At 65.2% G+C, this 13,545-nt stretch carries 15 protein-coding genes and 1 pseudogene; 9 read left to right on the top strand and 7 right to left on the bottom strand.

The window, feature by feature from the left end; all coding sequences use genetic code 11:
- Positions 1 to 83: 83 nt before the first annotated feature.
- From BMX17_RS07650 to BMX17_RS07635, 5 genes and pseudogenes are all read left to right on the top strand, one after another.
- Positions 84 to 797 carry a DUF502 domain-containing protein gene (locus BMX17_RS07650; protein ID WP_092658896.1) on the top strand — a complete coding sequence of 238 codons (714 nt, stop codon included), beginning with the start codon at positions 84 to 86 and terminating at the stop codon, positions 795 to 797.
- Positions 797 to 1,219 (top strand): archease, encoded by a 423-nt coding sequence (locus BMX17_RS07645; RefSeq protein WP_092658895.1) that lies wholly within the window; start codon positions 797 to 799, stop codon positions 1,217 to 1,219. The genes BMX17_RS07650 and BMX17_RS07645 overlap by 1 nt, the downstream gene beginning before the upstream one ends.
- 42 nt (positions 1,220 to 1,261) lie before the next feature.
- A complete protein-coding gene (locus tag BMX17_RS07640; protein ID WP_244514951.1) occupies positions 1,262 to 2,374 on the top strand; it encodes a DoxX family protein in 1,113 nt (370 codons plus the stop codon).
- 52 nt (positions 2,375 to 2,426) lie between these two features.
- Positions 2,427 to 2,735 (top strand): annotated as a pseudogene (locus BMX17_RS27445) (RtcB family protein); the annotation flags it as partial.
- A complete protein-coding gene (locus BMX17_RS07635; RefSeq protein ID WP_342027690.1) occupies positions 2,715 to 5,318 on the top strand; it encodes an RtcB family protein in 2,604 nt (867 codons plus the stop codon). The pseudogene BMX17_RS27445 and the gene BMX17_RS07635, both read left to right, overlap by 21 nt.
- Here BMX17_RS07635 and BMX17_RS07630 read toward each other — a convergent pair whose 3' ends face one another.
- Entirely contained in the window at positions 5,319 to 6,746 is a 1,428-nt protein-coding gene (locus tag BMX17_RS07630; RefSeq protein ID WP_092658893.1) for a sensor histidine kinase, read from the bottom strand.
- 301 nt (positions 6,747 to 7,047) lie between these two features.
- On the opposite strand from BMX17_RS07630, the gene BMX17_RS26000 reads away from it, so the two are divergent.
- On the top strand, positions 7,048 to 7,212 hold the full coding sequence (locus tag BMX17_RS26000; RefSeq protein WP_170845359.1) for a hypothetical protein: 165 nt from the start codon (positions 7,048 to 7,050) through the stop codon (positions 7,210 to 7,212).
- A gap of 1 nt (position 7,213) precedes the next feature.
- On the opposite strand, the gene BMX17_RS07625 is transcribed toward BMX17_RS26000, so the two are convergent.
- The 3 genes from BMX17_RS07625 to BMX17_RS07615 form a co-directional block, all read right to left on the bottom strand.
- The gene (locus BMX17_RS07625; RefSeq protein ID WP_092658892.1) at positions 7,214 to 7,759 is read right to left on the bottom strand and encodes a DUF1684 domain-containing protein; all 546 of its coding nucleotides are present in this window, start codon (positions 7,757 to 7,759) and stop codon (positions 7,214 to 7,216) included.
- A gap of 123 nt (positions 7,760 to 7,882) precedes the next feature.
- Positions 7,883 to 8,284, bottom strand: coding sequence for a DUF7969 family protein (locus tag BMX17_RS07620; RefSeq protein ID WP_092658891.1), 402 nt, complete (start codon positions 8,282 to 8,284; stop codon positions 7,883 to 7,885).
- A gap of 45 nt (positions 8,285 to 8,329) precedes the next feature.
- Positions 8,330 to 8,800, bottom strand: coding sequence for a hypothetical protein (locus BMX17_RS07615; protein ID WP_092658890.1), 471 nt, complete (start codon positions 8,798 to 8,800; stop codon positions 8,330 to 8,332).
- A gap of 118 nt (positions 8,801 to 8,918) precedes the next feature.
- Between BMX17_RS07615 and BMX17_RS07610 the strand changes: the two genes are divergently transcribed.
- Positions 8,919 to 9,770, top strand: a complete 852-nt coding sequence (locus BMX17_RS07610; protein ID WP_092658889.1) for an eIF2B alpha/beta/delta subunit family protein — start codon at positions 8,919 to 8,921, stop codon at positions 9,768 to 9,770.
- Here BMX17_RS07610 and BMX17_RS07605 read toward each other — a convergent pair.
- Entirely contained in the window at positions 9,767 to 10,114 is a 348-nt protein-coding gene (locus BMX17_RS07605) for a DUF8106 domain-containing protein (RefSeq protein WP_092658888.1), read from the bottom strand. The two genes, BMX17_RS07610 and BMX17_RS07605, sit on opposite strands and share 4 nt — an antisense overlap.
- Before the next feature lie 147 nt (positions 10,115 to 10,261).
- Here BMX17_RS07605 and BMX17_RS07600 point away from each other — a divergent pair, with 147 nt between their 5' ends.
- Positions 10,262 to 11,413 carry a mechanosensitive ion channel family protein gene (locus BMX17_RS07600; protein ID WP_092658887.1) on the top strand — a complete coding sequence of 384 codons (1,152 nt, stop codon included), beginning with the start codon at positions 10,262 to 10,264 and terminating at the stop codon, positions 11,411 to 11,413.
- On the opposite strand, the gene BMX17_RS07595 is transcribed toward BMX17_RS07600, so the two are convergent.
- Together BMX17_RS07595 and BMX17_RS07590 are read right to left on the bottom strand one after the other, a co-directional pair.
- Positions 11,410 to 11,805, bottom strand: coding sequence for a universal stress protein (locus BMX17_RS07595; RefSeq protein ID WP_092658886.1), 396 nt, complete (start codon positions 11,803 to 11,805; stop codon positions 11,410 to 11,412). The two genes, BMX17_RS07600 and BMX17_RS07595, sit on opposite strands and share 4 nt — an antisense overlap.
- Before the next feature lie 88 nt (positions 11,806 to 11,893).
- Positions 11,894 to 13,288, bottom strand: a complete 1,395-nt coding sequence (locus BMX17_RS07590; RefSeq protein WP_092658885.1) for a bifunctional metallophosphatase/5'-nucleotidase — start codon at positions 13,286 to 13,288, stop codon at positions 11,894 to 11,896.
- 86 nt (positions 13,289 to 13,374) lie between these two features.
- Between BMX17_RS07590 and BMX17_RS25995 the strand changes: the two genes are divergently transcribed.
- Entirely contained in the window at positions 13,375 to 13,542 is a 168-nt protein-coding gene (locus tag BMX17_RS25995; protein WP_170845358.1) for a hypothetical protein, read from the top strand.
- Positions 13,543 to 13,545 lie beyond the last annotated feature (3 nt).

Here is a 13,545-nt window from a genome sequence, read left to right as displayed (position 1 = left end):
ATAATTCCACCGGCAGAGAGGTGCGACGAGGGGGCCGACCGCAGGCCACAACGGTTTTTCGGCACAGTGTCGTCGTCCCTGATATGCGGCTGTCTCCAGAGGTCGACGGGATCGAGCGGGTGTCGCCGCGCCAGCGTCTCAGGAGCGCCTTCCTCACCGGCTTCGCTGTGACGATTCCGCTGATCGTGACACTGCTGGTGCTGGGATTCGCGGTGAACTTCCTCACCAACACGGTCAACCCGTTCGTGGGAGTGGTCAACGCGACGTTCGGAACCGAGCAACTCCCCGAGTTAGTTATCGAAGGGTTCGTGCTGGCGGTCGCGCTGGTTTCGATCCTGTTCGTCGGGCTCGTCGCCGAACTGAGTCCAGCCAACGGCACCATCGATCGGTCGGTCACGCAGGTCATCTCCCGCATCCCCGGCGTGGGATCACTGTACCGGAGCGTCGACGAGATGAGCGAACTGCTGATGAACAGCGACACCGAGAGCTTCCAGGACGTGAAACTCGTGGAGTTTCCCGACGAGAACTCTTATGCACTGGCGTTCGTCACGGCCGACACGCCCGAAGTCATCGAAACCGCGACCGGCAACGGGGAGATGACGACACTGTACCTGCCGATGGCCCCCAACCCGGTGATGGGCGGGCACGTCATCCACGTCCCGATCGAGCGGGTCTGTGACGTCGACATGAGCGTCGAGGAAGGCGTGCAGTCCATCGTGACCAGCGGCGTCGCCGTCGACGAGACCGAGGATGCCGCTGTGGCCGATAGTGTCGGCACCGCGACGGAGGGCGAGTGATGGGATACCAGCTTCGGGAGCACACGGCCGACGTGGCCGTCGAGGCGTCCGGCGGGACCCTCGATGCTGTGTTCGCGGCCGTCGCCGACGGCCTCACGGCCGCGATGTGTGACGAGGTCCCGGCGGGAGAGGGCGACCGATTCGACCTCGACGTCCGCGCCGAGAACCGGGAAGCGTTACTGTTCGACTATCTGGACGAACTGATCTACGAGCGCGACGTGCGCGGCGTCCTCCCGGTCGACCACGAGGCGTCGGTCTCCGAAGCCGACGACGGAGACGGGGAATGGCTCTGCGAGGCCACAGCCCGGGGCGTCCCGCTGTCGGCGGTCGACGCCCGGGACGTGAAGGCCGTCACCTACTCCGAGATGGCGCTGGAACCGACCGACGAGGGCTGGCGCGCCTACGTCGTCTTCGACGTCTGATGGGATGGCGAGGTTTACCCCGTTCGGTCCACTAGCTCGGCTGTGACCTCCGGAACACGCTCGTCGCTGCTCGCAGGCGCACTCGCGTTCTGTGGCGCGCTCTGTGTGGCAGTCCTGGGGAGCCGCCCCACGCGAGCACACGTCAAGTACGTCGCCGATGGTGACGGAACGCCGACCGATCCCATCGAGTTCGCGGCGCAGGTCCTCTCGGAACCGACCAACGCCGTCCTGTTCGGCGGAACGGCACTGCTCGGCGCGGTGGGCTTGCTGGGCTACGTCTGGGTACGACCGACGATCCCCGATCTGGACGTTCTCCGGGAGACCCTCGCCGAGTACGACGTCCTGGTCCCGTGGATGCTCCGGCTCAGCATGGGCCTGCCGCTGGTCGGTGCGGGCTTTGCGGGGTACTACTTCAGCCCGGCCGTCGACGGCCAACCGAGGCTCCTCCTGCTCGGCCTGGGCTTTCTGTTGCTGTTCGGGCTGGCGACGCGGGCGGTGGCGGCCGTCGCGCTCGTGGCCTACCTCGCTGGCCTGGCCCGCTGGCCGGAACTCCTGCTGGCGATGGAGTACGTCCCGGGACTGCTGGCCGTCGTCCTCCTCGGTGGCGGGCGACCCAGTGCCGACCATCTGCTCGGTGCCATCGCGAGCGCGCCGGGGACCTACTACGGCCGCGTCGATCCAGTCCACCGGGTCGCCGAGCGGTTCCGGGCCCTGATCGAACCGTACACGCGCTACGCGCCGACGGTCATCCGGATCGGCCTCGGCGTCGTGTTCGTCTACCTGGGACTCGTCGAGAAACTCCTCCAGCCGGGCCGGACCCTCGGCGTCGTCGCGAAGTACGACCTGACGGCCGTGATCCCGGTCGATCCGGGCGCGTGGGTCCTCGGGGCTGGCCTGGCCGAGATCGCCCTCGGTGTCCTCCTGATCGCCGGCCTGTTGACCCGCGGCGTCGCGGCCGCCGCGTTCGTCGTCTTCACCCTCACGCTCTTTGGCATCCCTGACGACCCGATCCTCGCCCACATCACGATGTTCGGACTGGCCTCGGCCGTGTTCGTGATGGGGAGCGGCCCGCTCGCGCTCGACCGCGCCCTGGCCGATGCCGACTCGGAAGCCGGCCGCCCCTCGTTGGGCGAGCGGAAGGTCGCGGAGGACTGATCGACGCCGGACAGTCGAAATATATTCCGCCCTCGGCGTCGCACCGTCTTGTATGACCACCTTCGACGCCGACGGCATCACCCTCGAAAAGGTACGGGACTACGTCTGGGAGATCCCACAGGAAGGCGGGATGAACGCTCCCGCTCGCGTGCTGGCCAGCGAGGCCTTGCTGGAGGAGATCCAGCAGGACAAGACCCTCCAGCAACTCAAGAACTCGGCGCATCTCCCCGGCGTCCGGAAACACGCCATCTGTATGCCGGACGGCCACCAGGGCTACGGCTTCCCCGTCGGCGGCGTCGCCGGCATCGACGCAGAGGAGGGCTGTATCTCGCCCGGCGCGATCGGCTACGACATCAACTGTATTCCGGGCGATTCCGAGGTTAGACTCTCGTTCGGTCGGCGAACGGAAATTGGATCGCTGGAAGACAAGTTCGAGACCGAACGAGCGATGGTCGCTGGCGAGGAATTGACGGACTCCGCTATCCAGTTGTTCACCGAATCGGGAGAGAAAACGGTCTACGAAGTCGAAACAACAACAGGCGAAAAGATCCAAGCGACGGCCGATCATCCGTTCCGGACGCCTGGCGGGATGGTCGATCTGGCCGATCTCGAAGTCGGTGGCGAGGTTGAGGTCCAGCCGTTCCGGGGCATCGAATACGAGACGCCGGACGAGTTCGTCGTCCTCTCAGAGGATGACTTCGCCGACGCAAACCCGCAACTCCGGCGTGTCCTCGAAAAACGCGACGTGCTACCCCTGAAATCGACCGACGAGACGTTTCACCGACTGCTCAAGATCATCGGCTATCACGTTGGTGACGGCTCGCTCGGCGGTGAGGGGCAGATGTGGTTCTACGGAGAACCGGACGACCTCGAACGGATCCGCGAAGACATCGAGAAAGTCGGGTTCAAGCCGTCGAAAATCTACACTCGAGACCGGAACCACGATGTCGGTGGGAACGAGTTCGAGACGACCGAGTACAGTTTCAAGACCACGTCGAAAGCGTTTCGACGCCTGCTGATCGAACTCGGCGTTCCCGACGGGCCGAAAGTCTCCGCCGGATTTGCGACGCCGGACTACTTCGACCGGCTCACCGACTGGCAGCAGGCGCTCTACTTCCGTGCGTACTTCGGTGCGGAGATGAACGCCCCGGCCGCCCAACACGACAAGAACCTCTACTGTCCGAAGGTCTCTCAGACTCGGACCACAGAGACTGTCGAGGCCGGACGCGAGTTCTTCGAGGATCTGCGTGCGTTCCTCTCACGTCTCGGAATCGAGACGAACGGACTCGAAGAGTTCGAGACCGAGTCCAATGCGGACCACGACACTGTCCGTCTCCGCCTCGGTGTCAAGAACGACTCGAAGAACCTCATCCGATTTTACTCACGAGTCGGATACACGTACAACTACGAGAAGCGACGACGGGCGGTGAAGGCGATCCAGTACCTGAAAACGAAAGAGCGCGAACGTGAACACCGAGCACGCATCGCCGACGAGGCGAAGACACTCGCCGACGGCGGTACATCCGTTGAGAAAGTCAAATCGAAATTCGACATAAACGGCCGCTTCATCGAACGTAGTATCTGGAGCGGACGGGACGGACGACCGAGGCCAGGAAAGGACTTCCCGGGCTTCGACGAGTTCTGTGAGTCGGTCGATACCGGCGACGATCTCACCATCACCACCGAGATCGAATCGATCACAGAGGTCGGCGAAAAACCAGTCTACGACCTCGGCGTCGAACACGAGGCACACAACTTCCTGGCCGACCAGTTCGTCGTCTCCAACTGCGGCGTCCGGATGATGCGGACGAACCTGACCTACGACGACCTGCAGGGCCGTGAGGAGGAACTCGTCGAGAACCTGTTCAGCAACATCCCGTCGGGGCTGGGCGGGGGGGGCGTGGTCCAGACCGACGGCGACGGCATCGAGGCGATCCTCGAACGCGGGATGGACTGGGCGCTCGAAGAGGGGTGGGCCGTCGAGGACGACCTGACTCACTGCGAGGACGAGGGGGTCAGATCGGAAGCCAACGCCGACAAGGTCTCGAAGAAGGCCAAGGACCGCGGGGCCAACCAGGTCGGGTCGCTGGGGTCGGGCAACCACTTCCTCGAAGTCCAGCGGGTCACCGACGTGTTCCGCGAGGACGTGGGCGAGGCCTTCGGCCTACAGGAGGACCAGATCGTCGTCCTGATCCACTGTGGCTCGCGCGGGCTGGGTCACCAGATCTGTACGGACTACCTGCGCGACATCGAGCAGGCCCATCAGGGACTGCTGAACCAGCTTCCGGACAAGGAACTCGCGGCCGCGCCGGCGGGCTCGCAACTGGCCGAGGACTACTACGAGGCGATGTGTGCGGCGATCAACTTCGCGTGGGTCAACCGCCAGCTCATCATGCACCGCACGCGGCAGGTGTTCGAGCGCGTGTTCGACCGCGACTGGCGAGAGATGGAGATGGACCTGCTGTACGACGTGGCCCACAACATCGGAAAGAAGGAGGTCCACACGGTGGACGGTGGCGAAGAACGCGAGTTGTTCGTCCACCGGAAGGGCGCGACGCGGGCGTTCCCGGCCGGTCGGCCCGAGGTTCCGGCGGCCTATCAGGACGTGGGCCAGCCCATCATCATCCCCGGAAGCATGGGCGCGGGGAGTTACGTCCTCCGGGGCGGCGAGCGGTCACTGGCGGAGACGTTCGGCTCGACGGCTCACGGGGCGGGCCGCCTGATGAGCCGCACGCAGGCCAAAAACGAGTTCTGGGGCGAGGACGTGCGCGACGACCTCCGCGAACAGAACGAGATCTACGTCAAGGCCCAGTCGGGTGCAACCATCGCCGAGGAAGCCCCCGGCGTCTACAAGGACGTAGACGAGGTCGTCCGGGTCTCGGACGCGCTGGGCATCGGCGACAAGGTCGCCCGGACCTACCCGGTCTGTAACATCAAGGGGTAGTCACCGACAGCGTCGAACGTCGGGGGACTGGGCGGTTTCGACGCCGGTCACCTCGAAGCGAGTGCCACCGGACGCGCCGTCCGTGACGTGGATCGACCAGCCGTGGGCCTCGGCGATACTCTCGACGATGGCCAGGCCGAGACCGGTCCCCTCCGGGGCGGTCGTGTAGCCGATCTCGAACACGCGGTCGTGGTCGTTCTGGGGAATGCCGGGGCCGTCGTCTTCGACGTAGAACCCGTCGGGCAACGAGCCCACGCTGACGGTCACGCTCGGATCGCCGTGCTCCACAGAATTTCGGACGAGGTTCTCGAACAGCCGTCGGAGGCGACTGGGATCGGCGACGACCGTCGCGTCCGTCTCGACGGACAGCGAGAATCCGTCTGCGTCGACGGTCTCGCGACAGCGGGCCAGCAGGTCCGGGAGCGCCACCGGTTCGGTCTCCTCGACGAACTGCCCGTCGCGTGCGAGTCCGAGAAGGTCCTCGATCATCGCCTCCATCCGGTCCAGCGTGTCCTGTGCCACCTCGAAGTGGTCCTCGTCGCCGGTCTCGGCGGCCAGTTCGAGCCGACCCGAGAGTACGTTCAGTGGGTTCCGGAGGTCGTGGGAGACGACACTGGCGAACTGTGCGAGGCGCTCGTTTTGCTGTTCGAGTTTGCGCTCTCGCTCTTTCCGGCCAGTCACGTCCCGGACGTTGACGACGAACCCCTCGATCCGTGGGTTGTGGAACTGGTTGTTCCCGACGGCTTCGAGCCAGCGCCAGGAGCCGTCGGCGTGTCTGAACTTGAACACGGCCGTGTGGGCCTGGTTGGGGTTCGTGACCGCCTCGACGAACTCGCTCCAGACGGCGTCGGCGTGGTCGTCGTCCATCAGGTCGAAGGCGTTGCGGCCCTCCAGAGCGGCGGGTTCGTACCCCATGTGTCGGTTCCAGGCCTGGCTGACGTACTGGAACTCGCCGGTCGCGTCGACGACGGCGATCAGGTCGGTCGACTGCTCCAGGAACGCCCGGTATCGCTCGCGCTCGCGTTCGAGCAACTCCCGGGTCTGATAGGAGTCGACGGCCGTCTCGATGCGGTTGGCGAGAATCTCGAACTGCTCTCGGGACCCCGATTTCGGCAGATAGTCCGTCACCCCCCGTGAGAGCGCCCTGCTCGCAAGCGATTCCGAGCCCGACCCGGTCAACAGGATAAAGGGTAACCGTTCGTCCCGGTCGCGGACGGCCTCCAGAAAGTCCAACCCGTCCATCCCGGGCATCTCGTAGTCGCTGACGACACAGTCGAACGCCCCGTCGTCGAGTCGATCGAGTGCGTCACTCGCACGCGTCGCCGTCACGACCGTGAACTGGTCACCCTCCCGCTGGAGAGAGTCCGAGAGGGTCGCACAGAAGTCCGGATCGTCGTCGACGGCGAGGACACGGAGGGGCGTTGCCATCGAGTCGGGATTGTGTGGTTCCCGAATATTAATCCATGGTAACAATTCACGCCCAACCTATCCGTAAATTATCGGATCTGAGAACTATATCGAATTATAGGGGTTTAGTCGGTCCATTAGGGAGCAAAACAGTGATTCGCCAAAATCAAATTTAGATAACTGTGGAAGCGGACCGAAACGTCGACCGGTTCGAGCCGTTCGATCGAACGAGCGCACGCGTCGCTGATCGCTACAGTCGATGCAATAAACTGCAGGAAACGGTGCTGTTATGTGTTAGTTGAGAGTAATTTCGGATGGCACGATGGTATCAGGCTCGCGGGAACTCGAACGTATCAAAGAATCACTGGGTGAAGCCCTCTCGGAGGCGGACGAGGAGTGCGCCAAGTATCACATCAGGGAAGCCGCACAGCGGGTGGAGATTTTCCGGTATCACTTCGAAGAGGAGGAGATGACTGTCGAAGAGTAGCTCAGGGCGTACGCTCGCCGGCCTCGACGGTCGTCTCCAACCAGTTTTCTTCCGGCGGTAGCGGGCAGTCGAAGGTGTCGCTGAACGCGCAAAACGGAGAGTACGCGAGGTTGAAATCGAGCGTGACCTCGTCCCCGTCGGTCAACTCGCGGTCGGGCTCCAGTTCCATGTACCGGCCGTGCTCGTAGGTCTCCTGTCCGGTCGTCTTGTCGCGGATCGGGACGAAGATGCTCCCGTCGTCGTTCTCCTGTCGGTAGCCGTGGAGTTCGTGTGACTCGCCGTCGAGTTCGAACTCGAAGGTAACGATCCGCAGGTACCGGACGGTCCGACCTTCGGTCGTGTCCATCTCGATCGGTTCGGGTTCGTCGTGGACGGTGACGGACGCCGTGACCCGGTACTCGGGGTCGGGTGGGAAGTAGTCGAGGCCGTCGAAGCTGTCGCGCTCGCCGGGCGGGATCGGTGACTGGCGGTGTTCGGCGAAAAAGCGGTCTTTCTCTTCGCGGTTGTCCCGGAGTTGCTGGGCCCAGTCGTCGGTGTCGTCGGTCATACCCAACGGTACTGGGCCACCGGGTTTCAGTCCGGCGGCTCGCGGCCCGGCCGGGCAGCCAGGCCAGCACACGGTGTGGTTCCGCATCGACGGATCAGCGATCGGTTCGTCGACTCGGGCAGATCAGGGCCGGAAGTCGAACCGCGGTCGGTCGATATCTGGCGTCCGGTGTTCGACGCGCTCGCCGTCCTCGGACTTGCGAAAGCTGAGGTAGAAGGTTCGGCCACAGCCGTCCTTCTCCGGGTCGGGATCGTTCGCACCGCCGTCGGACCTGCGGTCCGACGAGCCCCCACTCGCTGTCCTCGCAGGGCCCCCCGGCCCGACCGCCGTGCCGTCCCCCGCGTCGCCCAGACAGACGAACTCGATGCCGTCGGCGGCCTCCCGGTCGGCCACGTCGTCGGTCGTACTTGCGTACTCCCAGCCGTCGAGGGGTTCCCGGGTCACACAGTCGTCGTCGAGATACCCCTCGCGCTCGACGCCAGTCACCGCCCCACAGTACGGGCAGTGATACGTCACTTCGACCATACCGGGGGTACGGGCTGGGAGAACTTAGCTGACTCGCGGTCGAACTCAGTTCGTCGCGACTTCCACGTCGAACTCGATGGGGACCGGGATGTCGGTCGGTTCGGTGAACCGGTCGGTGTTGTCGAACACGATCGCGTACCGGCCCGCGGAGACGTAGCCCTCGTTTTGGACCTCGTCGGTCTCGATCGCCGACAGTTCCGCGGAGTAAGAGAGGTGGCCGCCGTCGGGATATCGGTCGTAGTTTTCGCCGTCGAGAACCAGCACGTCGATGTCCCAGTCGTCGACGACCGTCAGGTCGTAGGCGATCTGCACACTCTTCGTGCCTTCGTAGGTGAAATCGAACGCGGCGTGAGTGCCAGGTTGCAGTTTCGTCCCGCCACGTTCGTCGAGGATCGTGTTGTCGAACGCCTCGCCATCGCTCGAATCGGACCCGTCGGAATCGGTGTCGTTTCGGGACGAACAGCCCGCAGTCACCAACGCACCGGTCGAGACCAGTACACTCCGTCGAGTTGGCATCGGTCACGCCCAGACACGGGGCGGGCAAAAGAGTCCGGATCGTTGCGGACGGCCGCGCTGGGCGCGAAGACGTGCCCGATGGCAAAGGTACTTGCCCCGAGGCACCGACGGATGCAGTATGATAGACGAGACGGTCGAGGAGATCGAGCAGATGCAAACCCACTCCTCGTCGGTCGTGGCCGTCAAGGCCGCCGCCGCCCTCCGGGAGTTGACCGAGGGTGAGTACCCGACGGTCGAGGAGTTCGTCGTGACCCTGGAGCGCAACGCGAACGCGCTCAAGCGAGCCAACCCGTCCCACGCCTCGCTCCAGAACGCACAGCGCGACATCGTGGCGGCAGTCAAAGACGCCGACACCGACTCGGTCACCGAGGCACAGGACATCCTCGCCGACGCCATCGACCGCGTGGTCGACCGCATCGAGAACGCCAAGAGCGAGGCGGCGAAAAACGGCGCTGAAGTCTTCGAGGACGGCATGACCGTCCTCACGCACGACTACTCCTCGACGGTGCTCGAAGCCATCGAACTCGCCGCACAGGAGGGCAAGCACCTCGACGTGTACGTCACGGAAGCCCGACCGCGGTACCTCGGTCGGAAGACGGCGCGCGTCCTCGCGGGTGTCGACCGCGTCGAACCGCACCTGATCGTCGACGGCGCGGCCGGCCACTTCCTCGCCGAGTGTGACCGCGTCGTCACCGGGATGTCCTGCATCGTCGAGGACACGCTGTACAACCGGGTCGGCACCTACCCCATCGCGGCGGCCGCCGGTGACGTGGGTGTACCGATGACCGTCGTCGGGTCCGGCGCGAAGATCATCGAGGGCGGGTTCGCCTTCGAGAACGAGATCCGGTCGCCGAGCGAAGTGATGCGGGAACCCGCCGAAGGGTTCACCGTCGAGAACCCGGCCTACGACGCGACGCCGACGCGACTCCTCGATACGGTCGTCACCGACGAGGGCGTGCGGGAGTTCTAGGCGTCGGCGCGGCGAGACCACTCCATCCAGTGTCGCATCGAGTGTTGCCAGAGGCGAGCGACGGTCTCGGCCGTCCGACTGAACGGATCGGCCAGCACCACGTCGGCACGCGGGGCCTCGCCGGCGGCGCTGTCGGTCGGAAGCGGGCGGTCCGTGATGGTGGTCGAGCACTCCGGACAACGCAGGTGTCGCGTGCGTGTCAGATAATCGTCGGTGGCGATCCAGTCGCCGCCAACGAGGCTCTCGTGGCCACAGCTCGAGCAGAACAACACGTCCTTTCTGCGACCGGGCGTCCGGCCGCCGTCTGCCGGTAACTGCGACCCACGAAGGTCGGGAGAGCTCATCGTCGGTAGTACGCGCCCGACGGCTAAAGTCCTGTTGGCATACTGGATAATAGTGACATACAGCGGCCACGTTGTCGATCGTTGCTCCACGTTTTCGAGTGGCAACCACAACCCGGTGTTTAAGTCAGCGGGACGGGATTTGGTGATATGAGCGGGCCTCCGGATCCTGGTGCGGCGGGTGGAGACGCGGTGGCCCAGGTGTCCACGCCGGCTCCAGCGGGGTCGGAAACGACGGACGTTGGGGGTGGGGCGGACGCGGGACAGGCCACCGCGAACGCCACGACAGCGGTGGGCGAGTCGGTCGAGAATTTGCTCCCCACGTCGTGGCTCCCGTTTCCGGTGCCGTCCTGGGCGGTCGACATCTTCGCGACGCTGCTGATTCTGGGGCTTGCCTGGGCCGCCTCACGGCTGGTCGTGGCGGTGTTCGGCCGCCGCATCTCTCAGCGGTTCCGGCGGCCGAGCATCACGCGGATGATTCTGCGGGCGATTCGCGTCGGGATCTTCCTCTTTGCGATCCTGGCCATCCTCCCGATCTACGGCGTGAGCCTCGGCGACATCACGCTGTCCGTGGCCGTGTTCTCGGCGGCGATCGGTGTGGTCCTGGCCCCCATCGTCGGCAGCATCATCAGCGGAATGTTCTTGCTCGCCGACCAGCCCTACGAAATCGGTGACATGGTGGAGATCGTCGACACCCAACAGCGGGGATTCGTCGACGACATCACGCTCCGGTACACCAAGATCATGACGCTCGACAACACCTTCGTAGTGGTGCCAAACGGCGAGATCCGGTCCCGAGACGTGATCAACTACTCGGCGGAGGACCCCCGGACACGCCAGACGCTGGACGTCGTCGTCACCTACGAGAGCGACCTTCCCGAGGCGCGGGACCTGATCGAGCGGGCCGCGAAGGAAGTCGATCGCGTGATCGAGGGCGGGCCGGACATTCGCGTGGGGAGCGCCCGGTACCCGGCCGCGCCGAAGTGTTACATCGAGACGTTCGGCGACCACGGCGTTCACCTGCGACTGCGCTACTGGCTCTCGGAACCGTACAAACTGCTGGCGACCAAATCGAAGGTCCAGACGAACGTGTGGCGGCGTCTCGAAGACGCCGACGTGGAGATCGCCTATCCCCACCAGCACGTTATCTTCGACGAGACCAGCGGGCAGATGGACGTGTCGGTCAGTCCGCCACGCCGACGGACGGGGCCCGGTGGCCACCCCCGGAGCCCCGACGGGGACGTTCGGAACGGCGAGGGCACGGACACCGACGAGCCCGGCGGGTCCGGGCCGACCGGTTAGACCGTGACGATCTTCGCGTCGAGTTCGGTCTGGAGGAACCGCTCGATGTCGGGATCGTCGGTGATGCGTCGGATCATTTTCCGCCAGCGACTGGCCTGTTTGCGGCCGATAACCACGATGTCGGCCCGCGAATCGGCCACCTCTTCGAGGATCGTCTCTTCGACCAGCATCCCCGTCCGCACCACGTAGCGCACGTCCGGCAGGTCGTCGAAGGCGTTCTCGACGGCGTGTTTGAGTTCGCTCCGGGAGATCCGCCGGGTGTTGTGATAGAGGTTGACGTGGAGAACAGTCAGACTGGCGGCTTCCTCCCGTGTGATCTCGATCGCCCGGCTGAGCGTGGCTCTGGAGTGCTCGGTGAGTGGATAGCGCACCGGCACCACGACCTGCGTCATCGTCGGGGACGACGCCCGCCCGGAGTGTCAACCTTTCCCTCTCCGTTGCAAGGGTACCCGTCGTGACGGTCGTTCCCGAGCGAGACACTCACTCACTGACGTGTCGAATCCGATCCTCGACGGCCGGGTCGATCCCCTGCTCGCGGGCGTACGTGGCCAGTACCTCGTACTGGGTCGACAGGCGCTCGACCCTGTGGTGCTCGTCCAGCACCGGGAACTCGTGGTCGGTGTGAAAGAGGTAGTCCGTCGTCGCAAGGGTGTAGGTCACGTCGTCCGAGAGTGGTGCCCCGTCGAGACGGACCGCCTCGACGCCGCTTCCGTTCCGTTCGATTGTGAGACCGCTGCTGACGTGAGCGTGCCAGCGGTCGGCCACCGCCTGCACGTGTTCGCCGTCGGCCTCCCGACAGAGCTGGCGGAGTTCCCGACCCGTGAGTTCGGCGACGGTCACCGGTTCGTCGAACGGGACCACACTCACGAGATCCGCGACTGTCACCTCGCCGGCAAGGGGTGGACCCTCCCGGATGCCGCCGGAGTTCTGCAGGCCCACGTCCGCGTCGGCGGCCCATCGGTAGGCGTCGGCGATGAAGTTGCCGATCCGGCACTCGCCGGTGTGTTTCACCGCCCGATCCCGGGTGATCGGGTCGTCGACGTGACCGACCACTGCGTCCAGACCGGCCGCCGAGCGACGCGTTCGCATCGCGTCGGCGACGGACTCGTCCAGCGGCCCGTCCCCGACTTCGTGGACGGTCACGGCGTCGGTCGAGGGGGCAAGTTCGAGGTCGATCTCCAGCAGACCGCGAGCGTTTGCACCGGGCCGAGTGAGCAGTGTGTCCGCAACGCGGTCGCTCCGGCTCGAGTGAACGTGCCCGCCGAGGATCACGTTCACGTCTGTCTCGCGGGCGAGTTCGTCGTCCCCACTGCCCAGGTGCGAGAGAACGACCACGGCGTCGACCTCTCGCTCGCGGAGCCGGGCGGTCTCCCGGCGGACCGCGGCGACCGGATCGGTGAAAGTCAGTCCAGTCGCGCCGGGACACATCGACCCGGTCTTCGGTTCGGTGACGCCGGTCAGGCCGACGGTCGATCCGTCGACCGCGACGACCGTCGAGGGGACGACGCCGGCCTCGTGGCCGAAGCGCTCGCCGGCGCTTTCCGCGCCCTCGGGCCCGTCGTCCGCCCACTCTACGTTGGCGCTCACCCAGGTCTGTGGCGACTCGCGCACGATCTCGGTGATCGCGTCGGGTCCGTAGTCGAAGTCGTGGTTGCCGAAGGTGTCGGCGTCGGGCGCGACGGCCCCGAAGAAGTCCAGCGCCTGGCGGCCCGTGGAGACCATCGAGAGGACGCCCGGCGCGGTGTTGTCACCGGTCCCGAGGACCAGCGTGTCGTCGGCCCGCAGCGACCGGACGAGTCCGGCGAGGCGGCCGATCCGGCTGGGGTCGTCGTAGGCGTTCTCCACGTCCGAGTAGTGGAGCAAGCGGGGCGGCATTCGGTCTCGCATACGCCGTCGGTCGGCAAATCCCCTTCGGGTCATCTCCTCCGAACCACTATGTCCGTCCCTGCCACAGCGAACGTATGGACACGTCGTCGTTCGACCCCCGCATGGCGCTGGCCGGAATCCAGATGACGGTTTTCGCGGTCTTTCTGGTCGTCTACTTCGGACAGGCCTCGCCGCTCAGCCCCCTGTCCTTCTTCATCGCCGTCGTCGGCACGTCCCTGACCGTCTTCGGCCTCCGGGAGTAGAGA

The organism is Halorientalis persicus, assembly GCF_900110215.1.
GTDB classification, from domain to species: domain Archaea; phylum Halobacteriota; class Halobacteria; order Halobacteriales; family Haloarculaceae; genus Halorientalis; species Halorientalis persica.
Note: the sequence above shows the minus strand (reverse complement) of the source record. Positions and strands in the feature narration are given on the sequence as shown.

Coding starts and splice junctions, on each gene's coding strand:
- BMX17_RS07650 (WP_092658896.1), top strand. CDS start 84: ATGCGGCTGTCTCCAGAGGTCGACGGGATCGAGCGGGTGTCGCCGCGC.
- BMX17_RS07645 (WP_092658895.1), top strand. CDS start 797: ATGGGATACCAGCTTCGGGAGCACACGGCCGACGTGGCCGTCGAGGCG.
- BMX17_RS07630 (WP_092658893.1), bottom strand. CDS start 6,746: ATGGCAACGCCCCTCCGTGTCCTCGCCGTCGACGACGATCCGGACTTC.
- BMX17_RS26000 (WP_170845359.1), top strand. CDS start 7,048: ATGGTATCAGGCTCGCGGGAACTCGAACGTATCAAAGAATCACTGGGT.
- BMX17_RS07625 (WP_092658892.1), bottom strand. CDS start 7,759: ATGACCGACGACACCGACGACTGGGCCCAGCAACTCCGGGACAACCGC.
- BMX17_RS07620 (WP_092658891.1), bottom strand. CDS start 8,284: ATGGTCGAAGTGACGTATCACTGCCCGTACTGTGGGGCGGTGACTGGC.
- BMX17_RS07615 (WP_092658890.1), bottom strand. CDS start 8,800: ATGCCAACTCGACGGAGTGTACTGGTCTCGACCGGTGCGTTGGTGACT.
- BMX17_RS07610 (WP_092658889.1), top strand. CDS start 8,919: ATGATAGACGAGACGGTCGAGGAGATCGAGCAGATGCAAACCCACTCC.
- BMX17_RS07605 (WP_092658888.1), bottom strand. CDS start 10,114: ATGAGCTCTCCCGACCTTCGTGGGTCGCAGTTACCGGCAGACGGCGGC.
- BMX17_RS07600 (WP_092658887.1), top strand. CDS start 10,262: ATGAGCGGGCCTCCGGATCCTGGTGCGGCGGGTGGAGACGCGGTGGCC.
- BMX17_RS07595 (WP_092658886.1), bottom strand. CDS start 11,805: ATGACGCAGGTCGTGGTGCCGGTGCGCTATCCACTCACCGAGCACTCC.
- BMX17_RS07590 (WP_092658885.1), bottom strand. CDS start 13,288: ATGCCGCCCCGCTTGCTCCACTACTCGGACGTGGAGAACGCCTACGAC.
- BMX17_RS25995 (WP_170845358.1), top strand. CDS start 13,375: ATGGACACGTCGTCGTTCGACCCCCGCATGGCGCTGGCCGGAATCCAG.